The 26,900-nt window shown below is 62.4% G+C and carries 24 protein-coding genes; 14 read left to right on the top strand and 10 right to left on the bottom strand.

Annotation, left to right across the window (positions count from 1 at the left end):
- Nucleotides 1-96: 96 nt before the first annotated feature.
- On the bottom strand, nt 97-1,137 hold the full coding sequence (locus tag CAF74_RS13100; RefSeq protein WP_085746633.1) for a low specificity L-threonine aldolase: 1,041 nt from the start codon (nt 1,135-1,137) through the stop codon (nt 97-99).
- A 127-nt stretch (nt 1,138-1,264) separates the two neighbouring features.
- Here CAF74_RS13100 and CAF74_RS13095 point away from each other — a divergent pair, with 127 nt between their 5' ends.
- From CAF74_RS13095 to CAF74_RS13055, 9 genes are all read left to right on the top strand, one after another.
- On the top strand, nt 1,265-1,975 hold the full coding sequence (locus CAF74_RS13095) for a TraX family protein (RefSeq protein WP_085746632.1): 711 nt from the start codon (nt 1,265-1,267) through the stop codon (nt 1,973-1,975).
- Between the two features lie 156 nt (nt 1,976-2,131).
- Complete coding sequence (gene glyA / locus CAF74_RS13090; protein WP_007959804.1) at nt 2,132-3,385, top strand: serine hydroxymethyltransferase; 1,254 nt, start codon at nt 2,132-2,134, stop codon at nt 3,383-3,385.
- Between the two features lie 20 nt (nt 3,386-3,405).
- Nucleotides 3,406-4,656, top strand: coding sequence for a sarcosine oxidase subunit beta (locus CAF74_RS13085; RefSeq protein ID WP_003206307.1), 1,251 nt, complete (start codon nt 3,406-3,408; stop codon nt 4,654-4,656).
- Between the two features lie 14 nt (nt 4,657-4,670).
- Complete coding sequence (locus CAF74_RS13080; protein ID WP_011336273.1) at nt 4,671-5,000, top strand: sarcosine oxidase subunit delta; 330 nt, start codon at nt 4,671-4,673, stop codon at nt 4,998-5,000.
- The gene (locus tag CAF74_RS13075) at nt 4,997-8,014 is read left to right on the top strand and encodes a sarcosine oxidase subunit alpha (RefSeq protein ID WP_085746631.1); all 3,018 of its coding nucleotides are present in this window, start codon (nt 4,997-4,999) and stop codon (nt 8,012-8,014) included. The genes CAF74_RS13080 and CAF74_RS13075 overlap by 4 nt, the downstream gene beginning before the upstream one ends.
- A gap of 55 nt (nt 8,015-8,069) precedes the next feature.
- On the top strand, nt 8,070-8,702 hold the full coding sequence (locus tag CAF74_RS13070; RefSeq protein WP_085746630.1) for a sarcosine oxidase subunit gamma: 633 nt from the start codon (nt 8,070-8,072) through the stop codon (nt 8,700-8,702).
- Nucleotides 8,703-8,954: 252 nt separating this feature from the next.
- Nucleotides 8,955-9,812, top strand: coding sequence for a formyltetrahydrofolate deformylase (gene purU, locus CAF74_RS13065; RefSeq protein WP_085746629.1), 858 nt, complete (start codon nt 8,955-8,957; stop codon nt 9,810-9,812).
- A gap of 98 nt (nt 9,813-9,910) precedes the next feature.
- Nucleotides 9,911-11,110: a formaldehyde dehydrogenase, glutathione-independent gene (gene fdhA / locus CAF74_RS13060; protein WP_085746628.1), complete on the top strand. Its 1,200-nt coding sequence runs from the start codon at nt 9,911-9,913 to the stop codon at nt 11,108-11,110.
- A gap of 236 nt (nt 11,111-11,346) precedes the next feature.
- Complete coding sequence (locus CAF74_RS13055) at nt 11,347-11,904, top strand: DUF2780 domain-containing protein (protein WP_085746627.1); 558 nt, start codon at nt 11,347-11,349, stop codon at nt 11,902-11,904.
- A 1-nt stretch (nt 11,905) separates the two neighbouring features.
- Here CAF74_RS13055 and CAF74_RS13050 read toward each other — a convergent pair whose 3' ends face one another.
- Nucleotides 11,906-12,793, bottom strand: a complete 888-nt coding sequence (locus CAF74_RS13050; RefSeq protein WP_085746626.1) for an acyltransferase — start codon at nt 12,791-12,793, stop codon at nt 11,906-11,908.
- Nucleotides 12,794-12,986: 193 nt separating this feature from the next.
- Here CAF74_RS13050 and CAF74_RS13045 point away from each other — a divergent pair, with 193 nt between their 5' ends.
- The 4 genes from CAF74_RS13045 (at nt 12,987) to creD (ending at nt 17,112) form a co-directional block, all read left to right on the top strand.
- A complete protein-coding gene (locus CAF74_RS13045) occupies nt 12,987-13,490 on the top strand; it encodes an ATP-dependent zinc protease (RefSeq protein WP_064599935.1) in 504 nt (167 codons plus the stop codon).
- Between the two features lie 73 nt (nt 13,491-13,563).
- Entirely contained in the window at nt 13,564-14,244 is a 681-nt protein-coding gene (gene creB / locus CAF74_RS13040) for a two-component system response regulator CreB (RefSeq protein WP_085746625.1), read from the top strand.
- A complete protein-coding gene (gene creC, locus CAF74_RS13035) occupies nt 14,244-15,659 on the top strand; it encodes a two-component system sensor histidine kinase CreC (RefSeq protein WP_085746624.1) in 1,416 nt (471 codons plus the stop codon). The genes creB and creC overlap by 1 nt, the downstream gene beginning before the upstream one ends.
- 82 nt (nt 15,660-15,741) lie before the next feature.
- On the top strand, nt 15,742-17,112 hold the full coding sequence (creD, locus tag CAF74_RS13030; RefSeq protein WP_085746623.1) for a cell envelope integrity protein CreD: 1,371 nt from the start codon (nt 15,742-15,744) through the stop codon (nt 17,110-17,112).
- 87 nt (nt 17,113-17,199) lie between these two features.
- Here the strand turns inward: creD and CAF74_RS13025 are convergent, their stop codons facing one another.
- From CAF74_RS13025 to CAF74_RS12990, 8 genes are all read right to left on the bottom strand, one after another.
- Nucleotides 17,200-17,829 carry a glutathione S-transferase gene (locus CAF74_RS13025; RefSeq protein ID WP_085746824.1) on the bottom strand — a complete coding sequence of 210 codons (630 nt, stop codon included), beginning with the start codon at nt 17,827-17,829 and terminating at the stop codon, nt 17,200-17,202.
- Nucleotides 17,830-17,893: 64 nt separating this feature from the next.
- Nucleotides 17,894-18,073, bottom strand: a complete 180-nt coding sequence (locus tag CAF74_RS13020; protein ID WP_085697754.1) for a hypothetical protein — start codon at nt 18,071-18,073, stop codon at nt 17,894-17,896.
- A complete protein-coding gene (locus CAF74_RS13015; RefSeq protein ID WP_085746622.1) occupies nt 18,070-19,200 on the bottom strand; it encodes a PepSY domain-containing protein in 1,131 nt (376 codons plus the stop codon). Before CAF74_RS13015 ends, CAF74_RS13020 begins: the two co-directional genes overlap by 4 nt.
- 74 nt (nt 19,201-19,274) lie before the next feature.
- Nucleotides 19,275-21,713 (bottom strand): TonB-dependent siderophore receptor, encoded by a 2,439-nt coding sequence (locus CAF74_RS13010; RefSeq protein ID WP_085746621.1) that lies wholly within the window; start codon nt 21,711-21,713, stop codon nt 19,275-19,277.
- Between the two features lie 201 nt (nt 21,714-21,914).
- A complete protein-coding gene (locus tag CAF74_RS13005; protein WP_085746620.1) occupies nt 21,915-22,886 on the bottom strand; it encodes a FecR domain-containing protein in 972 nt (323 codons plus the stop codon).
- Nucleotides 22,883-23,401 (bottom strand): RNA polymerase sigma factor, encoded by a 519-nt coding sequence (locus CAF74_RS13000; RefSeq protein ID WP_039768032.1) that lies wholly within the window; start codon nt 23,399-23,401, stop codon nt 22,883-22,885. The genes CAF74_RS13005 and CAF74_RS13000 overlap by 4 nt, the downstream gene beginning before the upstream one ends.
- 110 nt (nt 23,402-23,511) lie before the next feature.
- Nucleotides 23,512-24,219 carry a PolC-type DNA polymerase III gene (locus CAF74_RS12995; protein ID WP_085746619.1) on the bottom strand — a complete coding sequence of 236 codons (708 nt, stop codon included), beginning with the start codon at nt 24,217-24,219 and terminating at the stop codon, nt 23,512-23,514.
- The gene (locus CAF74_RS12990; protein WP_085746618.1) at nt 24,216-26,156 is read right to left on the bottom strand and encodes a putative nucleotidyltransferase substrate binding domain-containing protein; all 1,941 of its coding nucleotides are present in this window, start codon (nt 26,154-26,156) and stop codon (nt 24,216-24,218) included. The genes CAF74_RS12995 and CAF74_RS12990 overlap by 4 nt, the downstream gene beginning before the upstream one ends.
- A gap of 254 nt (nt 26,157-26,410) precedes the next feature.
- On the opposite strand from CAF74_RS12990, the gene CAF74_RS12985 reads away from it, so the two are divergent.
- The gene (locus CAF74_RS12985; protein ID WP_085654016.1) at nt 26,411-26,857 is read left to right on the top strand and encodes a response regulator; all 447 of its coding nucleotides are present in this window, start codon (nt 26,411-26,413) and stop codon (nt 26,855-26,857) included.
- Nucleotides 26,858-26,900: the final 43 nt, after the last annotated feature.

Below are 26,900 nucleotides of genomic sequence, written 5' to 3'. Positions count from 1 at the left end.
ACGGTGCCTGGCGTTACATCAGTGGTGCGGCAGGAACGCGGAGCGTCCCGGGAGGCATTCCCACGCGGAGCGTGGGAACGATCAAGGAGGAGGCGATCAGGCCGACATGACTTCGCGGATGTCGCGTGCCAGTTCGCGTACGCGTTCTTCCTCGGTGTCCCACGAGCACATGAAGCGGGCGCCGCCCTTGCCGATGAAGGTGTAGAAGCGCCAGCCGCGCGCGGTGAGGGCGGCGATGGCCGGTTCCGAGAGTTGCAGGAACACGCCGTTGGCCTGGACCGGGAACATCAGTTCCACGCCCTGGATGTCGCTGACCAGTTCGGCCAGCAGTTGCGCGCAGTGGTTGGCGTGGCGGGCGTATTTGAGCCAGGCGTCGTTTTCCAGGATGCCGACCCACGGCGCCGACAGGAAGCGCATTTTCGAGGCCAGTTGCCCGGCCTGTTTGCAGCGGTAATCGAAGTCTTCGGCCAGTTTGTGGTTGAAGAACAGGATCGCCTCACCCACCGCCATGCCGTTCTTCGTGCCGCCGAAGCACAGCACGTCGACGCCGGCCTTCCAGGTCAGGTCCGCCGGCGAGCAGCCGAGGAAGGCGCAGGCGTTGGAGAACCGCGCGCCGTCCATGTGCAGGTTCAGGCCCAGTTCCTTGCAGGTGTCGCTGATGGCGCGGACTTCTTCCGGGGTGTAGACACTGCCGACCTCGGTGGCCTGGGTCAGGGTCACGACACGCGGTTTCGGGTAGTGGATGTCCTGACGCTTGAGGGCGACTTCGCGGATCGAGGCCGGGGTGATCTTGCCGTTTTCAGTCCCGGCGATCAGCAGTTTCGAACCGTTGGAGAAGAATTCCGGCGCGCCGCATTCGTCGGTTTCGACGTGGGCGGTTTCCGAGCAGATCACGCTGTGGTAACTCTGGCACAGCGACGACAGCGCGAGCGAGTTGGCGGCGGTGCCGTTGAAGGCGAAGAACACTTCGCAGTCGGTCTCGAACAGCTTGCGGAAATCATCCGAGGCGCGGGCTGTCCATTCATCGTCGCCATAGGCGCGCTGGTGGCCGTGGTTGGCCTGTTCCATGGCAGCCCAGGCTTCAGGGCAGATACCGGAATAGTTGTCGCTGGCGAATTGTTGGCTCTTGTCGGTCATGGCCGGCTTCCGTGGTCGGTGCGCTTGTGGCGCTCCGTTGGTCAATGATGGTGCGCACTTTACCGAAGATCATCCGGGGAGCACACGGGATGTCGCTGTCAGAACTTTACAAGGATGCGAGCCGATTATGCACCTGAGCCAGCGCGACGGCGCACTCGATCTGCTCAAGTGGCTGGCGCTGCTGAGCATGCTGCTCGATCACCTGCGATATGTCGGGATCAGCGCCGATTGGCTGTATGTGCCGGGGCGGCTGGCGTTCCCCTGGTTTTGCCTGGCGATGGCGGCGAATCTTGCGCGGGACGGCGCGCGCAAGACCGAATGGCGCTATCTGGGCTGGCTGCTGCTGTTCAGCCTGCTCAGCGAGATTCCCTACCGTTTGTACATTCCAGAGCCCGACACGTTGAACGTGATGCCGACGCTGGCGCTGGGCCTGCTGGTGGCGCGGGGCTGGCAGGCGCGAGCGCTGATTTCGCGATTGCTGGCCGTCGGCGCGCTGCTGTTGGCGGCGATGTTCCCGGAGCGACTGATGTTCGGTCTGTTCGGCGTCCTGCTGCCGCTGGCGATGTTGCTGGTGTTTCGCAAACCCTGGTATTTCAGCCTGCTGCCGGGCCTGCTGTGTCTGGCCGCGAATCAATGGCGGACGCTCTACGAATCCGCGCAGTTCGGCAACATTGTCGCCATCCTCGGGATTGTGACTTGCCTGATCGCGCCACTGCTCGGAATGTTCCTGTTGCGACAAGCCACTTACCTCCACACGCCACCCATGCGGCGCTGGGCGTATGCGCTCTATCCCGCGCATTTCGTGGTTCTTCTGGCCTTGCGCCAGCTGCTTGTTTGAGTCCGTCGCCGCCGCCATGTCGTAAACGCACCTTTGCGTGGCGTCCGTAGGCATTTGACCTCCCTGCGCCGGCCATACCATCGCATCAAAGGGCATTGGCTGAACGCCGTGCCTTACCGAGACGAATGGCGCACAGATGCCGCTGGGAGAGACGCGATGTTCAGCAAGCAAGACCAGATCCAGGGTTACGACGATGCACTGCTGGCGGCGATGAATGCCGAGGAGCAACGTCAGGAAGATCACATCGAGCTGATCGCGTCGGAGAACTACACCAGCAAACGCGTGATGGAAGCGCAAGGCAGCGGCCTGACCAACAAATACGCCGAAGGCTATCCGGGCAAGCGCTACTACGGTGGCTGCGAGCACGTCGACAAGGTCGAAGCCCTGGCCATCGAACGCGCCAAGCAGCTGTTCGGCGCCGATTACGCCAACGTCCAGCCGCACTCCGGTTCCTCGGCCAACAGCGCCGTGTACCTGGCCCTGCTGCAAGCAGGCGACACCATCCTCGGCATGAGCCTGGCCCACGGCGGTCACCTGACCCACGGCGCCAAGGTTTCGTCTTCGGGCAAACTGTACAACGCCGTGCAGTACGGCATCGACACCAAGACCGGCCTGATCGATTACGACGAAGTCGAGCGTCTGGCCGTCGAGTGCAAACCGAAAATGATCGTCGCCGGTTTCTCGGCCTACTCGAAAACCCTCGACTTCCCGCGCTTCCGTCAGATCGCCGACAAGGTCGGTGCGCTGCTGTTCGTCGACATGGCTCACGTCGCCGGTCTGGTGGCTGCCGGTCTGTACCCGAACCCGCTGCCGTACGCCGACGTGGTCACCACCACCACTCACAAGACCCTGCGCGGTCCGCGTGGCGGGCTGATCCTGGCCAAGTCCAACGAAGAAATCGAGAAGAAGCTCAACGCCGCAGTATTCCCCGGCGCCCAGGGCGGCCCGCTGATGCACGTCATCGCCGGCAAGGCCGTGTGCTTCAAGGAAGCACTGGAGCCTGGCTTCAAGGCCTATCAGCAACAAGTGATCGACAACGCCCAGGCGATGGCGAGCGTCTTTATCAAACGTGGCTACGATGTAGTGTCCGGCGGCACCGACAACCACCTGTTCCTGGTCAGCCTGATCCGTCAGGGCCTCACCGGTAAGGACGCCGACGCCGCCCTCGGTCGCGCGCACATCACCGTCAACAAGAACGCCGTACCGAACGACCCGCAGTCGCCGTTCGTGACCTCCGGCCTGCGCATCGGCACCCCGGCGGTGACCACTCGCGGCTTCAAGGTGACCCAGTGCGTGACGCTGGCCGGCTGGATCTGCGACATCCTCGACAACCTCGGCGATGCCGATGTCGAGGCCAACGTCGCCCAGCAGGTTTCGGCCCTGTGCGCTGACTTCCCGGTTTATCGCTGAGCGTTCTGGAGTACATGACTATGCAACGCTATTCGGGCTTCGGCCTCTTCAAACACTCCCTCAGCCACCACGAAAACTGGCAGCGCATGTGGCGCACGCCGACCCCGAAAAAGGTCTACGACGTGGTCATCGTCGGCGGCGGCGGGCACGGTCTGGCGACGGCCTACTATCTGGCCAAGGAGCACGGCATCACCAACGTGGCCGTGGTCGAAAAGGGCTGGCTGGGCGGCGGTAACACCGCGCGCAACACCACCATCGTTCGCTCCAACTACCTGTGGGACGAGTCGGCGCACCTCTATGAACACGCGATGAAACTGTGGGAAGGCCTGTCTCAGGACCTGAACTACAACGTGATGTTCTCCCAGCGCGGCGTCTACAACCTGTGCCACACCCTGCAGGATATCCGTGATTCCGAGCGTCGGGTCAGCGCCAACCGCCTCAACGGCGTCGACGGCGAACTGCTCAACGCCAAGCAGGTCGCGGACGAAATTCCGTACCTCGACTGCTCGAAAAACACCCGCTACCCGGTGATGGGCGCAACCGTTCAGCGTCGCGGTGGCGTGGCCCGTCACGATGCCGTGGCGTGGGGCTTTGCCCGTGCCGCCGACGCCCTCGGTGTGGACCTGATCCAGCAGACCGAAGTGATCGGTTTCCGCAAGGAAAACGGCGTGTGCATCGGTGTTGAAACCAACAAGGGCTTCATCGGCGCCAAACGCGTCGGTGTGGTCACCGCCGGTAACTCCGGGCACATGGCCAAGCTCGCCGGTTTCCGTCTGCCGATCGAATCCCACCCGCTGCAAGCGCTGGTGTCCGAGCCGATCAAACCGATTATCGACAGCGTGATCATGTCCAATGCCGTGCACGGTTACATCAGCCAGTCCGACAAGGGCGACCTGGTGATCGGCGCCGGTATCGACGGCTACAACGGCTACGGCCAGCGCGGTTCGTACCCGGTGATCGAGCACACCATCCAGGCCATCGTCGAGATGTTCCCGGTGCTGTCGCGGGTGCGCATGAACCGTCAGTGGGGCGGCATCGTCGACACCACGCCGGACGCCTGCCCGATCATTTCGAAAACCCCGGTACCGAACATGTTCTTCAACTGCGGTTGGGGCACCGGCGGCTTCAAGGCAACTCCTGGCTCGGGCAACGTGTTTGCCGCGAGTCTGGCCAAGGGTGAAATGCACCCGCTGGCCGCACCTTTCTCCATCGACCGTTTCCACAACGGTGCGTTGATCGACGAACACGGCGCTGCGGCTGTCGCCCACTAACAGGAGAAATCCCCATGTTGCATATCTTCTGTCCTCACTGCGGCGAACTGCGCTCCGAAGAGGAATTCCACGCATCCGGCCAGGCGCACATCCCGCGTCCGCTGGATCCGAACAGCTGCACCGACGAGGAGTGGGGCGACTACATGTTCTTCCGCGACAACCCGCGCGGTCTGCACCACGAACTGTGGGATCACGTCGCCGGTTGCCGCCAGTACTTCAACGTCACCCGCGACACCGTGACCTACGAGATTCTCGAAACCTACAAGATCGGCACCAAGCCGCAATTCACCGACAAGGCTGACACTGCGAAAACAGCCACGACGGCGCTGGGAGAGAAGGTATGAGCCAGACCAATCGCCTGTCCAACGGTGGACGGATCGACCGCAACAAAGTGCTGAGCTTCACCTTCAACGGCCAGACCTACAAAGGTTTTGAAGGCGACTCGCTGGCCGCAGCCCTGCTGGCCAACGGCGTTGACATCATTGGCCGCAGCTTCAAGTATTCGCGTCCGCGCGGCATCTTCGCCGCCGGCGCCGAAGAGCCGAACGCTGTCCTGCAGATCGGTGCTACCGAAGCCACCCAGATCCCTAACGTGCGCGCCACGCAACAGGCGCTGTACCAGGGCCTGGTCGCCACCAGCACCAACGGCTGGCCGAGCGTCAACAACGATATGATGGGGATTCTCGGCAAGGTCGGCGGCAAGCTGATGCCGCCGGGTTTCTACTACAAAACCTTCATGTACCCGCAATCGTTCTGGATGACTTACGAGAAGTACATTCGCAAGGCTGCCGGCCTGGGCCGTTCGCCGACCGAAGTCGATCCGGACACCTACGACTACATGAACCAGCACTGCGACGTGCTGATCGTCGGCGCCGGTCCGGCCGGTCTGGCAGCAGCACTGGCCGCTGCACGCAGCGGTGCCCGGGTGATCATCGCCGATGAACAGGAAGAGTTCGGCGGCAGCCTGCTCGACTCCCGCGAAAGCCTCGACGGCAAACCGGCGATGGAATGGGTGGCCGGCGTCATCGCTGAATTGAAGAGCACTCCGGACGTGCTGCTGTTGCCGCGCGCCACGGTCAACGGCTACCACGACCACAACTTCCTGACCATTCATGAACGCCTCACCGATCACCTCGGTGACCGCGCGCCGATCGGCCAGGTGCGTCAGCGCATCCACCGCGTCCGCGCCAAGCGTGTAGTGCTGGCGACCGGCGCTCACGAGCGTCCGCTGGTCTACGGCAACAACGACGTGCCGGGCAACATGCTCGCCGGCGCAGTCTCGACTTACGTGCGCCGTTACGGTGTGGCGCCGGGCAAGAAGCTGGTGCTGTCGACCAACAACGATCACGCCTACCGCGTGGCGCTGGACTGGCTCGATGCCAGCCTGCAAGTGGTCGCCATCGCCGACGCCCGCAGCAATCCGCGTGGCGCATTGGTCGAAGAAGCGCGCGCCAAAGGCATTCGCATCCTCACCGGCAGCGCCGTGATCGAGGCCCGTGGCAGCAAGCACGTCACCGCTGCCCGCGTGGCGGCGATCGATGTCAAAGGCCACAAGGTCACCAGCCCGGGCGAATGGCTCGACTGCGACCTGATCGCCAGCTCCGGCGGTTACAGCCCGGTGGTTCACCTGGCGTCGCACCTCGGCGGCAAGCCGATCTGGCGCGAAGACATCCTCGGTTTCGTACCGGGCGAAGCACCGCAGAAACGTGTTTGCGTCGGTGGCATCAACGGCGTCTACGGTCTCGGCGATTCGCTGGCTGACGGTTTTGAAGGCGGCGTGCGCGCTGCGTCCGAAGCCGGTTTTCAGGCCGTTGAAGCCGTGTTGCCGAAAGCCCTGAGCCGTCTGGAAGAGCCGACGTTGGCGCTGTTCCAGGTGCCGCACGAGAAGGGCACTTCGCGGGCGCCGAAGCAATTCGTCGACCTGCAGAACGACGTGACCGCCGCGGCCATCGAGCTGGCGACCCGCGAAGGTTTCGAGTCGGTCGAGCACGTCAAACGCTACACCGCGCTGGGCTTCGGCACCGATCAGGGCAAGCTCGGCAACGTCAACGGCCTGGCGATTGCCGCCCGCTCGCTGAACGTGACCATCCCGCAGATGGGCACCACGATGTTCCGTCCGAACTACACGCCGGTCACTTTCGGCGCGGTAGCCGGTCGTCACTGCGGGCACATCTTCGAACCTGTGCGTTACACGGCACTGCATCAATGGCACCTGAAAAACGGCGCCGAGTTCGAAGACGTCGGTCAGTGGAAACGTCCGTGGTACTTCCCGAAAAACGGCGAAGACATGCATGCCGCCGTCAAACGCGAATGCAAGGCTGTGCGCGACAGCGTCGGTCTGCTGGACGCTTCGACCCTGGGCAAGATCGACATCCAGGGCCCGGACGCCCGCGAGTTCCTCAATCGCGTGTACACCAACGCCTGGACCAAGCTCGACGTGGGCAAGGCCCGTTACGGCCTGATGTGCAAGGAAGACGGCATGGTCTTCGACGACGGTGTGACGGCGTGTCTGGCCGACAACCATTTCGTCATGACCACCACCACCGGCGGTGCGGCTCGCGTCCTGCAGTGGCTGGAGCTGTACCACCAGACCGAATGGCCGGACCTGAAGGTGTACTTCACCTCCGTCACCGATCACTGGGCGACCATGACCCTGTCCGGCCCGAACAGCCGCAAGCTGCTCAGCGCCGTGACCGACATCGACCTGGCCAACGAAGCGTTTCCGTTCATGACCTGGAAAGAAGGTCTGGTCGGCGGTGTACCGGCACGGGTGTTCCGCATCTCGTTCACCGGTGAGCTGTCGTACGAAGTCAACGTCCAGGCCGACTACGCGATGGGCGTGCTGGAAAAAATCGTCGAGGCGGGCAAACAGTACAACCTGACCCCGTACGGCACCGAAACCATGCACGTCTTGAGGGCGGAGAAGGGCTTCATCATCGTCGGCCAGGACACCGACGGCTCGATGACCCCGGACGACCTGAACATGGGCTGGTGCGTCGGTCGCACCAAACCGTTCTCGTGGATCGGCCAGCGCGGCATGAACCGTGAAGACTGCGTGCGTGACCAGCGTAAACAGCTGGTGGGCCTGAAGCCGATCGATCCGAACGTATGGCTGCCGGAAGGTGCACAGCTGGTGTTCAACATCAAGCAGTCGATCCCGATGACCATGGTCGGCCACGTGACCTCCAGCTACGCGCACAACTCCCTCGGCTATTCGTTTGCCATGGGCGTGGTGAAGGGCGGTCTCAAGCGCATGGGCGAGCGGGTGTTCGCACCGCTGGCGGATGGCAGCGTGATCGAGGCGGAAATCGTTTCTTCGGTGTTCTTCGATCCGAAAGGCGATCGCCAGAACATCTAATTGATCGCTCCCGCGCCTGGCGCGGGAGCGACACCGAATTCAGGAAGGGTGCTTTATGACCGCAGCCAACGTTTACCAACAACGCCCGACCACCGGGGCCAAGGCCGAGTCGTCGCTGCATCACGCCGACCTCGCCAGCCTGGTCGGCAAGGGCCGCAAGACCGCCGGCGTGACCGTGCGCGAGAAGAAACTCCTCGGCCATCTGACCATCCGTGGCGATGGCCACAATGCCGCGTTCGCCGCCGGTGTGCACAAGGCGCTGGGCATTGAATTGCCGGGCGCCCTGAGTGTGATCGTCAAAGGCGAAACCAGCCTGCAATGGATGGGCCCGGATGAGTGGCTGCTGATTGTGCCGAGCGGTGAAGAGTTCGCCGCCGAGCAGAAACTGCGCGAAGCGCTGGGCGATCTGCACATCGCAATCGTCAACGTCAGCGGCGGCCAGCAAGTGCTTGAATTGAGCGGCCCGAACGTACGTCAGGTACTGATGAAATCCACCAGCTACGACGTGCACCCGAACAACTTCCCGGTCGGCAAGGCTGTGGGCACGGTGTTCGCCAAGTCGCAGCTGATGATCCGCCACACCGCTGAGGACACCTGGGAACTGCTTATCCGTCGCAGCTTCTCGGATTACTGGTGGTTGTGGTTGCAGGATGCGTCCGCAGAATACGGCCTTAGCGTTCAGGCTTGAGGTGAATTGCGTCGATCTTGCTTGCGTGTAGGGCCTGAGATTTTTGCCCCCTCACCCCAACCCTCTCCCCCAAGGGGGCGAGGGGGAAAGGGAGCTGATCTCGGTTGGTTTCAAAGCCTGAGTTCGGCTCGGTATTTCACGTCGGCGTAGCTCGAAAGAACAACCCGGTCAGTCCCCTCTCCCTCCGGGAGAGGGCTAGGGTGAGGGGAAAACTCCCTGACACCCCGCACAAAGAACAGGAGTCACCGCACCATGAGCCGCGCCCCAGACACATGGATTCTGACCGCCGACTGCCCCAGCGTTCTCGGCACCGTGGACGCGGTGACGCGTTTTCTGTTCGAGCAGGGCTGTTACGTCACCGAACACCACTCGTTCGATGACCGCCTCTCGGGGCGTTTCTTTATTCGTGTGGAATTCCGTCAGCCCGACGGTTTCGACGAGCAATCCTTCCGCGCCGGCCTCGCCGAACGCGGTCAGGCGTTCGGCATGATCTTCGAGCTGACCGCGCCGAACTACCGGCCAAAAGTCGTGATAATGGTCTCCAAGGCCGATCACTGCCTCAACGACTTGCTCTACCGCCAGCGCATCGGCCAGCTGTCGATGGACGTGGCGGCGGTGGTGTCGAACCACCCGGACCTCAAGCCGCTGGCCGACTGGCACCAGATTCCCTACTACCATTTCCCCCTCGACCCGAACGACAAACCGGGCCAGGAGCGGCAGGTGTGGCAGGTGATCGAGGAGGCTGGCGCCGAACTGGTGATCCTCGCCCGCTACATGCAGGTGCTGTCGCCGGAGCTGTGCCGCAAGCTCGATGGCAAGGCGATCAACATTCACCACTCGCTGCTGCCGGGCTTCAAGGGCGCCAAGCCGTATCACCAGGCCTACAACAAGGGCGTGAAACTGGTGGGCGCCACCGCGCACTACATCAACAACGACCTCGACGAGGGGCCGATCATCGCCCAGGGCGTCGAGGCCGTGGATCACAGTCATTACCCCGAAGACCTGATCGCCAAGGGCCGCGACATCGAAGGCCTGACCCTGGCCCGGGCCGTGGGGTATCACATTGAGCGGAGGGTGTTCCTGAACGCCAATCGCACCGTCGTTCTTTAAGTCATAACAACGCAAAACCAACAAGCAATAACCCGAGCACTTAACGTGCTGCCTGCCTGGGCGGCGCGGTTCCATAAAAACAACAGCGAGGTGAAAGCATGTCTGGCAATCGTGGTGTGGTGTATCTCGGCGCTGGCAAGGTCGAAGTACAGAAAATCGACTATCCGAAAATGCAGGATCCGCGCGGCAGGAAGATCGAGCACGGTGTCATCCTGCGTGTGGTTTCAACCAACATTTGCGGCTCCGACCAGCACATGGTGCGCGGCCGTACCACCGCTCAGGTCGGTCTGGTGCTGGGACACGAGATCACCGGTGAAGTGATCGAGAAGGGCAGCGACGTCGAAAGCCTGAAAATCGGCGATCTGGTGTCCGTTCCGTTCAACGTGGCTTGCGGGCGCTGCCGTTCCTGCAAGGAGCAACACACCGGCGTCTGCCTGACCGTCAACCCGGCCCGCGCCGGCGGTGCCTACGGTTACGTCGACATGGGCGACTGGACCGGCGGCCAGGCCGAATACGTGCTGGTGCCGTACGCCGACTTCAACCTGCTGAAACTGCCGGACCGCGACAAGGCCATGGAGAAAATCCGTGACCTGACCTGCCTCTCCGACATTCTGCCGACCGGTTACCACGGCGCCGTCACCGCTGGCGTTGGTCCGGGCAGCACCGTTTACATCGCGGGCGCAGGCCCGGTCGGCCTGGCCGCTGCTGCTTCGGCCCGTCTGCTGGGCGCGGCGGTGGTGATCATCGGCGACGTCAACACCATCCGCCTGGCCCACGCCAAGGCTCAGGGTTTTGAAGTGGTCGACCTGTCGAAAGACACCCCGCTGCACGAACAGATCGCCGCGCTGCTGGGCGAACCTGAAGTGGATTGCGCGGTGGACTGCGTGGGCTTCGAAGCCCGTGGTCATGGTCACGACGGCGTCAAATCCGAAGCTCCGGCCACCGTACTCAACTCGCTGATGGGCGTGGTGCGCGTAGCTGGCAAGATCGGCATTCCGGGCCTGTACGTGACCGAAGATCCGGGTGCCGTGGACGCTGCCGCGAAAATGGGCAGCCTGAGCATTCGCTTCGGCCTCGGCTGGGCCAAATCCCACAGCTTCCACACCGGCCAGACCCCGGTGATGAAGTACAACCGCCAGCTGATGCAGGCGATCATGTGGGACCGCATCAACATCGCCGAAGTGGTGGGCGTGCAGGTCATCAGCCTCGACCAGGCGCCGGAAGGCTACGGCGAGTTCGATGCCGGCGTGCCGAAGAAGTTTGTGATTGATCCGCACAAGTTGTTCAGTGCGGCGTAAGCGGTGAGGCAATAAAAAAACGGCGACCCTGGGTCGCCGTTTTTTATGAGGGGTGCTGCGTTCCAAAACCGCGGATCTGCCATTCATCGCCCGGCGTTCGGACTTTCACGTTTCATGCACGCCTTCGGTATGAAAATGGCTGGCCCGCGCCGGAACATGCCGGCGGATGCCCGGTCAAACCGGGCAGTTTGACCCTCCCTTGACGGAAGGTCTTCACGCCACAAGAGGATGTCTGAATGAAGATTTCACGCGGTTTTGCCCTGGCATCGCTCCTGGCCCTGGCGGCAGGGCCGGTGTTTGCCGGTTTCAGTTTGAATGACGTGGCCGGTGCGGTATCGGGCATGCAGGGCGGGGACAAGGCCGCCGCCGCGGCGCCGACGTCGGAAACCGCCGGTCTGTTGAGTGCCTTGAGCGCGCTGAACGTCACGCCGCAGCAAGCGGTCGGCGGTACCAGTGCCATGTTGGGCCTGGCGAAGAACCAACTGAGCAACACGGACTATTCCGAGCTGGCCAAGGAAGTGCCGGGCATCGACAAGCTGTCGGGCGGCAGCGGTAATCTGGCGGCGTTGAGCGGCTTGCTCGGCTCGTCGGGCAAGTCCGCCGGGCTGGAAAATGCGCTGGGCAACGTCAAGGACACCAATGACCTGAACAACGCCTTCGGTGCGTTGGGCATGGACAGCGGGATGGTCGGCCAGTTTGCCCCGATCCTCCTGCAATACCTCGGTCAGCAGGGTGTCGGCGGTTCGTTGCTGCAAAGCCTGGGCAGCATCTGGGGCACCGGCACCAACGGTTGACTCAGCGGCGCTCGCCCTTGAGTTCGGCGATGCGCTGATCCTTGAGAGTCCAGAGCTGGTTGACCCAGTTCTGGACCTTCTCGCGAAACACCGGATCATTTTCGTAATCGCCCTGCCACAGGGCCGGATCCAGCTCGCGGGTCTGGATGTCGATGATCACGCGCGGCACGTTGCCGCTGATCAGGTCCCAGAACCCCGGAATCTTCTGCTGTGGATAAACCACGGTCACGTCGAGAATCGCGTCCAGCTGTTCGCCCATCGCCGCCAGTACGAATGCCACGCCGCCGGCCTTGGGCTTGAGCAGGTGGCTGAACGGTGATTGCTGCTGAGTGCTTTTGGCAGCGGTGTAACGCGTGCCTTCCAGATAGTTCACCACCGTCACCGGCTGACGCTTGAACAGCTCGCAGGCGGCCTTGGTGATTTCCAGATCCTTGCCGGCCAGTTCCGGGTTCTTCGCCAGAAACGCCTTGGTGTAACGCTTCATGAACGGGTAATCCAGCGCCCACCAGGCCAGGCCCAGGAACGGCACCCAGATCAGCTCTTTCTTGAGGAAGAACTTGAAGAACGGCGTGCGCCGGTTGAGGGTCTGGATCAGTGCCGGGATATCGACCCAGGACTGATGGTTGCTGATCACCAGGTAGGAGGTGTCGCTGCGCAGGTCTTCGCCGCCGCGAATATCCCATTGCGTGGGGATGCACAGGCGGAAGATCAGCTTGTCGATTTCCGCCCAGGTTTCGGCGATCCACATCACCGCCCACGAGGCGTAGTCGCGAAAGCGTCCCGGCAGGATCAGCTTGAGCAGGGCGAACACCATCAGCGGGCCGAACAGCACGAGGGTGTTGGACAACAGCAGCAGGGTGACGAGACAGCCGGTGAGCAGGCGGCGCATAAGCAACTCTTGGAAAACGGATGGGCGCGCCATGATAAGTGGCTTCGGCCGACAGGCCAAATCCGCCGGTGACGAATGTTTCACCTGTGGCGCGTTAGTCTGATCGTTCCCACGCTCTGCGTGGGAACGATCAAGTAAACAACGGTCTAAAATCTCGCGTCTGACGTCCCCATTTCCCAAGGAAGCCCCTTACGTGAAATCCCTCCTTGCACTGCTTTCCCTCGTCGCCCTGCCGGTGCTCGCCGCCGAACCGACGCTGTACGGTCGTTACGAATACATCGCGCTGCCGGAAATCGGCGGCGAAGTGCTCAAGGCCAAGATGGACACCGGCGCGCTGACCGCCTCGTTGTCGGCCAAGGACATCGAGACGTTCACCCGCGACGGCGAAGACTGGGTGCGTTTCCGTCTGGCCACCAAGGACGCCAGCAACAAGGTGTACGAGCACAAGGTCGCGCGGATCAGCAAGATCAAGAGTCGCTCGGATGAAGAAGACGAGGGCGAAAGCACCGAAGTGGCCAAGCGTCCGGTGGTCGATCTGGAGCTGTGCCTGGGCGACGTCAAGCGTACCGTGGAGGTCAACCTGACTGACCGCAGCAACTTCAACTACCCGTTGCTGATCGGGGCCAAGGCCCTGCGCGAATTCGGCGCGGCGGTGAACCCGGCGCGACGCTTCACGGCGGACAAGCCGGACTGCTAAACCAAGTGGTCTCATTGACGTAACGCCGGGCTTGGGGCACCGTTCGCGCACTTAACCCACAGGCTCGGACGCCATGCCTCATATCCTGATTGTCGAAGACGAAGCGGCGATTGCCGACACGCTGATTTTTGCCTTGCAGGGCGAGGGCTTCACCACGACCTGGCTGAGCCTGGGCGCGGCGGCGCTGGAGCATCAGCGCCAGAACCCGGCGGATCTGATCATCCTCGACATCGGCCTGCCGGACATCAGCGGCTTCGAGACCTGCAAACAGCTGCGTCGCTTCAGTGAAGTGCCGGTGCTGTTCCTCAGCGCGCGCAATGCCGAAATCGACCGCGTGGTGGGCCTGGAAATCGGCGCCGATGATTACGTGGTCAAGCCGTTCAGCCCGCGCGAAGTGGCGGCACGAGTCCGGGCGATTCTCAAGCGCATGGCGCCACGTCCGGTCATCGAGGCGTCCTCGGCGCTGTTTCGCGTCGATCCCGAACGTGTGCAGATCAGCTATCGCGGCCAACCACTGAGCCTCACCCGCCACGAATTCCGTCTGCTGCAATGCCTGCTCGAACAACCCGAGCGGGTGTTCAGCCGCGAGCAACTGCTCGATGCGCTGGGCGTGGCGGCGGATGCCGGTTACGAGCGCAGCATCGACAGCCATATCAAAAGCGTGCGCGCCAAATTGCGTCTGGTGCGCGCCGAGGCCGAGCCGATCCAGACCCATCGCGGCCTTGGCTACAGCTACAGCCCGGGGCACAGCTGATGTCGCTGGGGCTGCGGATTTTCCTGGTGTATGTGCTGTTCATCGGCCTCACCGGTTACTTCGTACTCAACACAGTGATGGAAGAAATCCGCCCCGGCGTGCGCCAGTCCACCGAAGAAACCCTGGTCGACACCGCCAACCTGATGGCGGAAATCCTGCGGGATGATTTCAAGGCCGGCACCCTCAACCAGAATCGCTGGCCGGAGCTGCTCCGCGCCTATGGCGATCGCCAGCCGAAGGCGACGATCTGGGGACTGGCGAAAAACCAGGTCAACCACCGCATCTACGTCACCGACGCCAAGGGCATCGTGGTCCTGGACTCCAGTGGTCTGGCCGTCGGTCAGGACTACTCGCGCTGGAACGACGTCTACCTGACCCTGCGCGGTGAATACGGCGCACGTTCCAGCCGCAGTGACCCGAATGATCCGAATTCTTCAGTGATGCACGTCGGCGCGCCGATCCGCGACAACGGCGCGATCATTGGCGTGGTCACCGTGGCCAAGCCCAACAGTTCACTGCAACCCTACGTCGATCGCACCGAACGCCGTTTGCTCGGTTACGGCGCCGGATTGATCGGCCTCGGCCTGCTGCTCGGCGCCGTGCTGTCGTGGTGGCTGAGCCGCGCGTTGCACCGCTTGACCGTGTACGCCCAGGCGGTGAGCGAGGGCCGTCGGGTGGCGGTGCCGCACTATCGCGGCGGCGAGCTGGAACAGTTGGCCACTGCCGTGGAACAGATGCGCACCCAGCTCGAAGGCAAGGCCTACGTCGAGCGTTATGTGCACACCCTGACCCATGAATTGAAGAGCCCGCTGGCGGCGATTCGCGGTGCCGCCGAGTTGTTGCAGGGCGAGATGCCGGCGGATCAGCGATTGCGCTTTGTCGGCAACATCGACAGTGAAAGTGCCCGGATGCAACAGTTGATCGAGCGCCTGCTGAACCTTGCGCAGGTCGAACAGCGGCAGGGTCTTGAGGAACGCGTCGCAGTGCCATTGGCGGCGCTGGTGGATGAGCTGTTACAGGCTCAAATGGCACGCATCGAAGGCCGGCAACTGCGTATCGAACAAACCATCGCGGCGGATCTGGCGTTGATCGGCGAGCCATTTCTGCTGCGACAGGCGCTGGGCAATCTGCTGGAGAACGCACTGGATTTCACGCCGTCACACGGTCTGCTGCGCTTTGGTGCCGAGAGAATCGGCGAGCAGGTCGAGCTTCGCCTGTTCAACGAAACCACGCCGATTCCCGACTATGCCTTGCCCCGTTTGAGCGAGCGTTTCTACTCCTTGCCACGCCCGGACAGCGGACGTAAAAGCACCGGACTCGGGCTGAACTTCGTCGAGGAGGTGGTCAAGTTGCACGGTGGATCAATGCGCATCGGCAACGTTGAAGGTGGGGTGGAAGTCGTTCTGCAGTTGTAGTTTCCACACAAACTCCACATTCCTCCCATAAAACCCCCACATCCCCTTTGCAGACTCTGCCCATCGAAACAGGGAGAGTCCCATGAACAAAAGTCTGACGATAAAACTCGGGGCCATTGCCCTGCTGATCCTGGTATTGCTGGTGCCGCTGCTGATGATCGACGGCATCATCGACGATCGCCAGCAACTGCGTGACGGTGTGCTGGAAGACATTGCCAGAAGCTCAAGCTACAGCCAGCAACTCAGCGGGCCGGTGATGGTTGTGCCGTATCGCAAAGTGGTGCGCACCTGGAAAACAAAGGAGAAGAGCGACGAGCGCTACCAGGAAATCGGCGAAGAGCGCGGGCGCCTGTATTTTCTGCCGGAGCGTTTTGAACTCGACGGCCAGGTGCAGACCGAACTGCGCGCCCGTGGCATTTACGAGGCGCGGCTGTTCCATGCCGATAACCGTATCAGCGGGCATTTCTCGCTGCCGGCGCAGTTGGGGATCAAGGAGGATTTTGCCGATTACACCTTCGATGCGCCGTTCCTGGCGGTCGGCATCAGTGATATTCGCGGTATCGAAAATGCGCTGAAGCTGGAGCTTGGCGCGCAACGCCTGGACTTCGTTCCGGGTACTCAGGTCGGCTGGCTGGGCGAGGGTGTGCGAGTGACGCTGCCGGCGCTGGACACCAGCAAGACCACGGAACTGGCCTTCGGCTTCGACCTGCGCCTGCAAGGCACCGGCTCGTTGCAGGTGCTGCCGGTGGGCAAGACCAGCCGCGTGAACCTCGCTGCCAACTGGCCGCACCCAAGCTTCATCGGTAACTTCCTGCCGGCCAAACGCGAGATCACCGATCAGGGTTTCACCGCCGATTGGCAGACCTCGTTTTTCTCCACCAATTTGCAAGAGGCGATGAGCCGCTGCGTGTCGGGCAATGATTGCGAGACGTTCAACGGGCGCAGTTTCGGCGTGAGCTTCATCGATCCGGTGGATCAGTACCTGAAGAGCGATCGGGCGATCAAATATGCGTTGTTGTTCATCGTCCTGACGTTCGCCGGTTTCTTCCTGTTCGAAGTACTGAAAAGCCTGGCAGTGCACCCGGTGCAATACGCGCTGGTAGGTGTGGCGCTGGCGTTCTTTTATCTGTTGCTGCTGTCGTTGTCGGAGCACATCGGTTTTGCCCTGGCGTATCTGTTGTCGGCCAGCGGTTGTGTGTTGTTGATCGGGTTCTACGTCTGCCATGTGCTGCGCAGCGTGCGGCATGGCTTGAGTTTTTCGGCGGGGCTGGCGGCGTTGTACGGTTTGCTCTACGGCTTGCTGAGCGCCGAGGATTACGCGCTGCTGATGGGCTCGCTGCTGCTGTTCGGTCTGCTGGGTGTGTTCATGGTGCTGACCCGCAATCTGGACTGGTACGGGATCGGGCAGAAACCGGCCAAACCGCTGGAGTTCGATATCGGAGCGGTGCAATGAGCCGGTTTGTGGGGTTGCGTGAGGAGCAGCGGGAGGCCGAAGTGTTGATGACGCTGATCTTTGCGTCGTTGCCTCCCGCCCGGTGCGTCAAGCCTTCGGCATCGTCGCAATCATCGACGGCCGCTGGCTCACTTCAAAGAACCAGTTGGCCAGTTGCGGGTTGGCGTCACGCCAGCCCAGATCCGGGAAGCGCAGATCCAGATAACCCAGCGCACAGGCCACGCTGATCGAAGCGACGTCGAAGTGGCAGGTCAGTTCGGCAATCGCGTCGCGCTCCAGCAGGGCGAGGGCGCGGCGGATCTTCTCGCGCTGGGCCTCGAGCCATTCGTCCCAGTGCTTTTCCGGGGCACGCAGCACTTGCTCGTAACGCACCATGACCGAGGCGTCCATGATCCCGTCGGCCATCGAGGCCAGGGTCAGGCGCCGCCAGCGGGCCGCGCCGTCGCGAGGGATCAGCGGGTTGCCGACGTGCTGGTGGTCGAGGTAATCAAGGATCACCCGGCTGTCATGGATGACATTGCCGTCGGCCAGGCGCAGGGCCGGGATCTTGCCCAGCGGGTTGTCTTCGTTGAGGGCGGCGTCCGGGCTGACAGGGCTGAGTACGCAGTCCTGCAGCGCGACGCGATCCTGCTGGCCGGTCTCGTGCAGCAGCACCATGACTTTGCGCACGAACGGGGACAGGGTGTTGTGAAACAGGGTCATGCTGGGAGCGGACATTGGCAGGGTCTCGGTCAAGGGCAAGACGGGCAGCATAGCGCGTTGCCCTTCAGGCTCAAGCCGTTCAGCGACGTTGCAGCAGTCCACGCAGGGCAATGGCGGCCGGAACGCCCAGACCAATCCAGCTCAAGCCATCCCAGATCCCGTCGCCCAGCAGCGCGGCGAACAGGCCCGCCGCACTCAGCAGCGCGATCACCAGCGGTGTGCTGAAGACCTTCCAGAAATTCGACTGACGCGGCTTCATGCAGAGGCCTCCGCCGGTTCCAGTACCGGTTTCGCGGCCTTGCGCCTTACCACCCACAAGTACACGCCGCTGGCGAGGACGATGATGGTCAGCACGTCCAGCGTGGCCCAGAGGATTTTCATCGGCATGCCGCCGTAGTCACCGAAGTGCAGCGGCTGAGACATGCCCATGGCGTCCATGTACCACGGTCGTTCTGCCACCGCCGTGACCTGCAGGGTGCTGGCGTCGATCAGCACCGGGGTCAGCAGGTGCGAGGTCAGGTGGGTGCCGCCCTTCATGAACACCGAGTAATGGTGCTCGCTGGAGAAACGGGTGCCGGGGAAGGCGATGAAGTCCGGTTTCATCCCCGGTGTGACGCTGCCGGCGATGTCCAGCACCCGGGTGGCCGGGGCCAGTTGCGTCAGCGGCGGGGCATCGCGATAGGGCGCGATCATGGCGTTGAGCGAATCGCTGCGCCAGGCGGCGATGATCAGGTCGGCACAGGCGCTGATCACTCCCGTAACGCCGACCACCAGTGCCCAGGTCAGGGTGACCACGCCGATCAGGTTATGCAGGTCGAGCCAGCGCAGGCGGGTGGATTTGTCCTGGCGCACGGTGCCGAACTTCAAGCGGCGCATGAACGGCAGGTACAACACCGTGCCGGACACGATCGCGACCACGAACAGCAAACCCATGAACGCCAGCAGCAACTTGCCCGGCAGGTCGGCGAACATGTCGACGTGCAGGCGCAGGATGAACAGCATCAGCCCACCGTTGGCCGAAGGCATTTCCAGGGCTTCGCCGGTGCGCGCATCGAGCATGAAGGTGTGCGAGGAGTTGGGCTCGGTGCCGGCGGTCTTGGCCATGATCGTCAGCACGGCATTCGGTTCGTCGTCTTCGAAGCCGAAGTACTGCACGACTTCACCGGGCCGATGCTTCTCCGCCGCTTCGACCAGTTGCGCCAGGTTCAGATGCGGCGTATCCGCCGGCATCACCCGCAACTCGGGCGCATCGCCCAGCAGGTGGTCGATCTCGTGATGGAAAATCAGCGGCAGGCCGGTCAGGGCCAGCAGCAGCAAAAACACGGTGCAGATCAGGCTGGTCCAGGTGTGGACGAAGGACCAGCGGCGAATTGTTTTACTTTTCATTTCATGACCTTCAAAAACACCAAAGCCGTCCACGAGGGACGGCCTGGTTGCAGGGCCTGTTTCAGCTCAGGCGCTTACCACTTGTAGGTGGCGCTGGCGATGACGCTGCGCTGGTCGCCGTAGTAGCAGTAGAAACCGTCGCAGGTGGAAATGTAGTCCTTGTCGAACAGGTTGGTCGCGTTGAGTGCCAGCGACGCCCCTTTGAGGCTGTTGTCCAGACGGCCGAGGTCGTAATGCACGGCGGCGTCAAACACGGTGTAGGCGTCCGCCTTGCCCAGCCAGGTGTTGGCCTTGTCGCCGTAGGTGTTGCCGGTGTAGCGCACGCCGCCGCCGATGCCGAAGCCGTCGAGCACGCCGCTGTGCCAGGTGTAATCGGTCCACAGCGAGGCTTGCTGGTTCGGCATCAGTTGCAGACGGTTGCCCTTGTCGACGCCTTTCTGCACTTCGGACTTGGCCAGGGTGTAGGCGGCGATGACTTTCAGGTTGTCGGTAACGTCGGAGACGGCTTCCAGCTCCAGGCCTTTGACTTTCACTTCGCCGGTCTGGCTGGTGATGGTCACGTTGTTGACGATGGAGTTGACCGAGACGTTCTTCTGGGTCAGGTCATACACCGCTGCGCTGAGCAGGGTCTTGCTGCCCGGTGGCTGGTACTTGATGCCCAGTTCCCATTGCTTGCCCTCGGTCGGTTTGAACGAGTCGGTGGCAGTGGCATCGGCGCCGCTGGTTGGCTGGAAGGATTCGGCGTACGACAGGTACGGCACGAAACCCGAGTCGAACACGTAGCTGATCGCCGCGTTACCGCTGAACGCCTTGTCACGCTGGGTGTTGGTGGCGTCGCCCTTGTTGAAGAACTTGGTGCTGGTGTGCACCCAGTCTTCACGACCGCCCAGGGTCAGACGCCATTGGTCCAGGGCCATCTGGTCCTGCACGTAGAGGCCGCTCTGGTAGGTTTTCTGGTTGTAGTCATAGAACGCCGAGGAACGAGGTGGACGAATGATCGTCTGGCCGTAGACCGGGTTATTGACGTTGATGTCCGGTGCGGAGCCGAAGATCGAGGTGTAGTTGTCGTTGCTGCGCTGATGATCGAGACCGAGCAACAGGGTGTGACGGATATCGCCGGTGGCGAAGTCCGCCTGGAAGTTGTTGTCCACGGCGAACTGGCTGATGTCCTCATCGACGTTGGTGGTGCCGCGGCCGACATTACCCTGATCATCGACGGTGAAGCCGGCGAAGGATGGGTTGTAGCTGTTGACGGTCACCGTCTGGAACGACAGATCAGACTTGGTGTAACGCAGATTCTGTTTGAACTGCCATACGTCGTTGATGCGATGTTCGAAGGCATAGCCGAGCGCGTAGTAGGTACGGTCGTAGAAGTCGTAGTCAGGATCGCCCAGGTTCTTGTGATGGGAAATCTTGCCGAACGGCATGTCGATCCTGGTGCCCTGGATCGGGTAGAACTGGCTGGTGACACCGGTATCGTCGCGGGTGAACTGCGAGAGCAAGGTCAGCTTGGTGTCTTCGTCGATGTTCCAGGTCAGGCTCGGGGCGATGTTGTAGCGCTTGTTTTCGATGTGGTCGATCTGCGTGTCGCTGTCACGCACCACGCCGCTGATGCCATACAAAAACTGACCCGCTTCATCGATCTTGCCGGTGCTGGCGAAGTTGATCTGGCGGTGATTGTCGCTGCCGTACTGCAACTGGATTTCGCTGCTTTGCACATCGCTCGGGCGACGGCTGACCATGTCCAGCAGGCCGCCCGGCGGGGTCTGGCCGTACACCGAAGAAGCCGGGCCGCGCAGCAGGGCGAGGCGATCGAGGTTCCAGGTTTCCGGTTTCGGGTTGGCGTAGATGCCGCGTGGCAACGGCAGGCCGTCGAGGAATTGGGTCGGTTCGAAACCGCGCACGCGCAGCCAGTCGATACGGGTGTCGCTGCCGTAGCTGCTGGCGGTGATGCCAGGCATGTAGCGCACGGCGTCATCGAGGCTGTGCACGCCACGGTCGTCCATTTGCTGGCGAGTGGCGACCGAAATCGAACGCGGCGCTTCGACCAGCGCGGTGTCGGTCTTGGTGCCGGCGGCGGTGCGGGTGGCGGTGTAGCCTTCGACCGGGCCCCAGGCGCTTTCATAGTTTTCCACGCCGATCACCGAAGTTTCCGGCAGGGCCATCACGCCTTCCGGTACGGCGACTAGGGTGTAAGTGCCGGCGCTGCTCTGTTCCAGTTGCAGACCGGTGCCACGCAGGGCCGCGCGCAGGGCGCCGGCCGCGTCATATTGGCCGTTGACCGGCGCCGAAGTCTTGCCCGCCGCCAGCGACGGGTTCAGCGACAGCGTGAGGCCGCCCTGGCTGGCGATCTGGTTCAGGGTGGTCGACAACGGAGCCGCCGGCAGGTTGTAGGCGCGTACGCTCGACGCCTGTTCAGCGGCGATCAGTTGGCTGCTGGCCAGCGGGGTGCAGAGGGCAATGGCGACCGCCAGCAAACTGGGGCGCAACAAGGTGTCTAGCGAACGGGACATACGGCGGCTCCTGAATGGAAATATTTCTCAATTGCCTGTGTGCCGGACGAGATTCGAAAAGTGATAGGGCTGGATGAAAATAATTTCGATTAACGAACAACAACGCTGCACAAGTCAGCAGAAAGTCCGTTTTCATGGGGTGTGATGGGGGGGGCTGTCGCGACCTGCTCGCGACAGCGATTGCTCAGGAAGCGCTGAATGTCAGGGCTTCGGATTAGCCTTGGCCACGGTCACCCACCATGGCGTGTGCTGTTCGATCTGCACCGGCAGGGTCGGCAGCAGGGCGTTCAGCGCCTTGTCGGTGTCGTGCAGCGGGAAGCTGCCGGTGATGCGCAGGTCGGCGACTTCCGGCGCAATGCCCAGATGGCCGCGACGATAGCGACCGAGTTCATGCACCAGGTCTTCCAGGCGCGCGTTGTCCACCACCAACATGCCGCGGGTCCAGGCATCGGCGCCGGGGTTGAGCGCCACTACCGAATCCAGACCGTTGTGGCGGATCAGCACTTGCTGGCCTTCGCGCAGGATCTGTTCCTGCGGATCGGATTGCGGATGCGCCGCCACCGCTGATTGCAGCACGCTAAGGCGCGTGCCGGCGTCTTCGCGCTTGACCAGGAACCGCGTACCCAGGGCGCGCATGCTGCCCTCGGCGGTTTCGACGATGAACGGCCGCGCATCACCGTGACCGGTTTCGACGAGGATTTCGCCTTCCTGCAACACGATCAGCCGCTGCTTCTCATCGAAGCGGACATCCACCGCGCTGTGGGTATTGAGGTTGAGCACGGTGCCGTCGGCCAGGCGCACGGTGCGCTGTTCGCCGGTGGCGGTGCGTTGATCGGCGAGCCAGTAATCCAGCGGCAGATAACGTTCGCCGGCAAACAGCGCCAGACCGACCACCGCCACGACACTGGCCAGCCCGCTGCCCAGCTTGCGCACGCGGCGGCGGATGCCTTCGCGCGATTGCAGCAATGCGGTGCGTGCCGGGCCGTTGGCCACGCTGAAACGCTGGTCGAGCATGCCCAACTGGCGCCAGGCGCGAGCGTGTTCTTCGTTGGCCGCGTGCCATTTGGCGAACTCTTCGCGCTCCAGCGGCGTGCTGGAATCGAGGGTCAATTGCCAGGCAATCGCCGCGTCCAGCACATGGGCCGGGACCGGTCGGGAACTGGCCGGGCTCATGTGGGCTCACCGTACAGTGCGATGTAGCACTGGCGGATGCCCTGGGCCAGGTACTGGCGCACGCGGGGGACAGACACGCCGAGTTTGTCGGCGATCTCGGCGTGGGTCAGGCCGTCGAGGCGGTTATAGAGGAAAGCGGCGCGGGCCTTGGTCGACAGCTTGCCGAGCATGCGGTCGATGGCCTTGAGGTCTTCGAGGATCAGTTGCTGCTCTTCGACCGAGGGCTGTTCGCCCTCGGGGATCAGCATCAGCTCGGTCAGATACGCCTGTTCCAGCGCCGCCCTGCGGAAGTAGTCGAACAACAAGCCTTTGGCGATCGCCACCAGAAACGCCCGGGGTTCGCGCGGTGTCAGCAGTTCGTCGCGGCCGAGCAGGCGGACGAAGGTGTCCTGGCTCAGGTCTTCGGCGCGTTGCGGGCATGCCACGTTGCGGCGCAGCCAGGCCAGCAGCCAGCCGCGGTGGTCGCGATACAACGCACCGACGAGCTCACTGTGAGGGCTTTGGGCTGAAGACACGACGACACCGACTGGGAAGTGTTAACTAACGAGAATTGTTCGCGATTGTGGCAGAGGTGGGAATGGTTAGCAATTGGCCACCGGTCGGGTTGTCGGGCGACAACCCGGATTCAGAACGAATGCGTCTGCTGGCGGCGTTTCCACTGACTCAAGCGTTGCTGCAGATTCAGCGGGCTCTGGATCTGCTGCTGGCGTGCCCGGCTGAACAGGATCAGCGCCAGTTCCGCCGTGGCCAAAGCATCGGCGCTCGCATGGTGACGCTCAAAGACTTCGAGCTTGAACCAGTCGACCCACTCGTCCAGCCCCGCTTCGCGAATGTGCGCCTGCGGGCAAACCAGCGGGGCGATCTGCGCCACGTCGAGGAACACGGTCTGCAACTTGTGCCCCAGATGTTCCTTCAAGGCGCGCCCGAGCATGTGCTGGTCGAACGAAGCATGAAACGCCAGCACCGGACTGTCGCCGATAAACTCCAGCAGCTCGACCAGGGCTTCGGTGGGCTCGCTGCCGGCGGCAATCGCGCTCGGTGCCAGACCGTGAATCAACACGCTCGGGCCGAGTTTCAGCTCGCGGCATTGCAAGGTGCGTTCGAATTGCTGGCTAAAGTCGATCGCACCGTCCTCAATCGCCACCGCACCAATCGACAGCACCCGATCCTTGTTCAGGTTCAGCCCGGTGGTTTCCAGATCCAGTACCACCCAACGCTGTTCGCGGAGGCTGCATTCACGCAGCTCACCGATGGCCGGCAGTTTCGCCAGGCGCTGTTGCAGATCGTCCGGCACGACGGGACTGGCCGGACGCAGCCACGAGAACAGGCTCATAGCTGATACCGCAGGGTCAGGCTGCTTTGCAGGCGCTGGGCCTGGCGCAGGGATTCACGCAGGATGCGCCGGTCCAGATGATTGAGGCTGTCGGGATCGACCCGGTTCGAATACGGCAGGTTTTCCCGGGTCTGCAGTTGATGCTGCTGCATGCGCGTCTGCTGGATGAAGTGATAAGCCTCTTCGTACGCGGCGCCATCCAGGCGGTCGATGACGTCTTTATCCACAAGCTGGCGGAAGCGTTCGAGGGTGTTGTTGGCATCGATGCCATGGGCCAGCGCGAGCAGACGCGCGCCGTCGACAAACGGCGTCAGCCCCTGGATTTTCAGGTCCAGCGTGGCTTTCTCGCCGTTCTTTTTCGTGAGCACGAACTCACGGAAACGGCCAACCGGCGGACGGTTGCGCAAGGCGTTCTCGGCCATCATCCGCTGGAACAGCCGGTTGTCGCCGACCTGATCGAGAATCCCGCGGCGCAATTGCTCGCAGCCCTGTTCATCACCCCAGACCACGCGCAGGTCGAAATAGATGCTTGAGCCCAACAGGTTCTCCGGCGTCGCCTCGCGAATGAACGCGGCAAAGCGTCGGGCCCATTCGGCGCGGGACAGACACAGCTGCGGATTACCGGCCATGACGTTGCCCTTGCACAGGGTGAAGCCGCATTGCGCCAGGCTGTTATTGATCTGCTGGGCGATGGGCAGCAGCTTGCCGCGAATCTCCGCCGCGTGGGCCGCATCCCGCGCGTCGAACAGAATGCCGTTGTCCTGATCGGTGTGCAGCGTCTGCTCGCGCCGGCCTTCGCTGCCGAAGCACAGCCAGCTGAACGGAACACCGGGGTCGCCTTTTTCGGCGAGGGTCAGTTCGATCACCCGGCACACGGTGTGATCGTTAAGCAGGGTGATGATGTGGGTGATCTGGGTCGAGGACGCGCCGTGGGCGAGCATGCGCTCCACCAGTTGGCCGATCTCGCCGCGCAGGGTCACCAATTGTTCGACCCGCTGGGCACTGCGAATGGTCCGCGCCAGATGCACCAGATCGACCCGTTGCAGCGAGAACAGGTCTCGCTCGGAAACCACACCGCACAGGCGTCGATCCTTGACCAGGCACACATGGGCGATGTGCCGTTCGGTCATGGCAATCGCGGCGTCGAAGGCGCTGTGATCCGGCGACAGATGGAACGGCGAGTGCGTCATGTGCCGTTCGATCGGCTCGCTGAAATCGCCAACCCCTTCAGCCACTACATGGCGCAGGTCGCGCAGGGTGAAAATCCCCAGCGGCGCCTTGTGTTCGTCCACCGCGACGATGCTGCCGACCTGTTGTTCGTGCATCAGCTTCACCGCTTCGCGCAGTGGGGTGGAAGGGCTGCAGGTCACCGGATGGCGCATGGCCAATTCGCCGAGACGGGTGTTCAGCGAATACTGGGTGCCGAGGGTTTCCACGGCTTTCTGCTGGACTTGCTGATTGACCTGATCGAGCAGGCTGCTGACCCCGCGCAGGGCGAAATCGCGGAAGGTGCTAGAGAGGGCGAACAGCTTGATGAACGCCAGTTTGTTCAGTTGCAGGCAGAAGGTGTCTTCACCGGCCAGATGCTCGGTGCGGGTCGCCCGTTCGCCGAGCAGCGCGGCGAGGGGAAAACACTCGCCGGTGGTAATTTCAAACGTGGTTTCGGTGCCGCCCTTGGCCGTGTGCGGACGCTCGCCGACCACCCGGCCCTGCTTGACGATGTAGAAGTGTTCGACCGGCCCGTCGGCGGGTTTGATGATGCTTTCGCCCTGACCGTAGAAGCGCAGCTGGCATTGCTCCACCAGATAGGCCAGATGGGCGTGTTCCATTTGATTGAAAGGGGGGAAGCGCTGGAGGAATTGCAAAGTGCCCTGAATGTTCTGCAACACCGCGGTTTTCCCTGCCTGGGTGAAGGCGTCCGCTTTACTCATAACCATTACCGCAGTCTTTTTCGAATTGTTGTTGTCGGATCGTTGCAGCCATGGTCGGCCCCATCGCGCGGGGTGCCCATTGGACGTAAGTCTAGGTTGGGCATGCCGTTGGGTAGTTTTCGGATATGCCCTACAAAATCAGTCGGAAATTCTTCGGTTCGCCCCTTGGAAAAAAATCCGACGAAGTGCACATTGAAGCTCTGCCCAGCGATGTCTGACCACTGTGCCAGGGGATCGATTTTGAAAACGTAGAGAACGCCATGTCCGACCACGATATTTTGAGCGACGCCGAGCGGGAAGCGCTCAGCGCTGTAATGCTCGAACCCGATCTGCCACCGCAGCGTGTATTGATCGTCGATGACGACAAGGACGCCCGGGAGCTGTTGTCGGAGATTCTGGGATTGGACGGTATCCGTTGCATGACCGCCGCCAGCGGCGAAACCGCGCTGAAAATGCTCGCGGAAAAACCTTCGATCGGGTTGGTGATCACCGATCTGCGCATGGGCAACGTCGATGGCCTGGAGCTGATCCGCCAGGTGCGCGAGTCAGTGCGGGCGGCAATGCCGATCATCATCGTTTCGGGCGATGCCGACGTGAAGGATGCGATTGCGGCGATGCATTTGAGCGTGGTGGATTTTTTGCTCAAGCCGATTGATACCGCTAAATTGCTCGGTCTCGTCAGACATGAGCTGGGCATCGAGCCCTAGCCAATCCGGCGCAAACAAAAAAGCCCTGATCGAAAGATCAGGG

The organism is Pseudomonas sp. R45(2017) (genome assembly GCF_002112305.1).
In the GTDB taxonomy this organism is placed as follows: Bacteria; Pseudomonadota; Gammaproteobacteria; order Pseudomonadales; family Pseudomonadaceae; genus Aquipseudomonas; species Aquipseudomonas paraglycinae.
Note: the sequence above shows the minus strand (reverse complement) of the source record. Positions and strands in the feature narration are given on the sequence as shown.

Coding starts and splice junctions, on each gene's coding strand:
- CAF74_RS13100 (WP_085746633.1), bottom strand. CDS start 1,137: ATGACCGACAAGAGCCAACAATTCGCCAGCGACAACTATTCCGGTATC.
- CAF74_RS13095 (WP_085746632.1), top strand. CDS start 1,265: ATGCACCTGAGCCAGCGCGACGGCGCACTCGATCTGCTCAAGTGGCTG.
- glyA (WP_007959804.1), top strand. CDS start 2,132: ATGTTCAGCAAGCAAGACCAGATCCAGGGTTACGACGATGCACTGCTG.
- CAF74_RS13085 (WP_003206307.1), top strand. CDS start 3,406: ATGCAACGCTATTCGGGCTTCGGCCTCTTCAAACACTCCCTCAGCCAC.
- CAF74_RS13080 (WP_011336273.1), top strand. CDS start 4,671: ATGTTGCATATCTTCTGTCCTCACTGCGGCGAACTGCGCTCCGAAGAG.
- CAF74_RS13075 (WP_085746631.1), top strand. CDS start 4,997: ATGAGCCAGACCAATCGCCTGTCCAACGGTGGACGGATCGACCGCAAC.
- CAF74_RS13070 (WP_085746630.1), top strand. CDS start 8,070: ATGACCGCAGCCAACGTTTACCAACAACGCCCGACCACCGGGGCCAAG.
- purU (WP_085746629.1), top strand. CDS start 8,955: ATGAGCCGCGCCCCAGACACATGGATTCTGACCGCCGACTGCCCCAGC.
- fdhA (WP_085746628.1), top strand. CDS start 9,911: ATGTCTGGCAATCGTGGTGTGGTGTATCTCGGCGCTGGCAAGGTCGAA.
- CAF74_RS13055 (WP_085746627.1), top strand. CDS start 11,347: ATGAAGATTTCACGCGGTTTTGCCCTGGCATCGCTCCTGGCCCTGGCG.
- CAF74_RS13050 (WP_085746626.1), bottom strand. CDS start 12,793: ATGCGCCGCCTGCTCACCGGCTGTCTCGTCACCCTGCTGCTGTTGTCC.
- creB (WP_085746625.1), top strand. CDS start 13,564: ATGCCTCATATCCTGATTGTCGAAGACGAAGCGGCGATTGCCGACACG.
- creC (WP_085746624.1), top strand. CDS start 14,244: ATGTCGCTGGGGCTGCGGATTTTCCTGGTGTATGTGCTGTTCATCGGC.
- creD (WP_085746623.1), top strand. CDS start 15,742: ATGAACAAAAGTCTGACGATAAAACTCGGGGCCATTGCCCTGCTGATC.
- CAF74_RS13025 (WP_085746824.1), bottom strand. CDS start 17,829: ATGTCCGCTCCCAGCATGACCCTGTTTCACAACACCCTGTCCCCGTTC.
- CAF74_RS13020 (WP_085697754.1), bottom strand. CDS start 18,073: ATGAAGCCGCGTCAGTCGAATTTCTGGAAGGTCTTCAGCACACCGCTG.
- CAF74_RS13015 (WP_085746622.1), bottom strand. CDS start 19,200: ATGAAAAGTAAAACAATTCGCCGCTGGTCCTTCGTCCACACCTGGACC.
- CAF74_RS13010 (WP_085746621.1), bottom strand. CDS start 21,713: ATGTCCCGTTCGCTAGACACCTTGTTGCGCCCCAGTTTGCTGGCGGTC.
- CAF74_RS13005 (WP_085746620.1), bottom strand. CDS start 22,886: ATGAGCCCGGCCAGTTCCCGACCGGTCCCGGCCCATGTGCTGGACGCG.
- CAF74_RS12995 (WP_085746619.1), bottom strand. CDS start 24,219: ATGAGCCTGTTCTCGTGGCTGCGTCCGGCCAGTCCCGTCGTGCCGGAC.
- CAF74_RS12990 (WP_085746618.1), bottom strand. CDS start 26,156: ATGGTTATGAGTAAAGCGGACGCCTTCACCCAGGCAGGGAAAACCGCG.
- CAF74_RS12985 (WP_085654016.1), top strand. CDS start 26,411: ATGTCCGACCACGATATTTTGAGCGACGCCGAGCGGGAAGCGCTCAGC.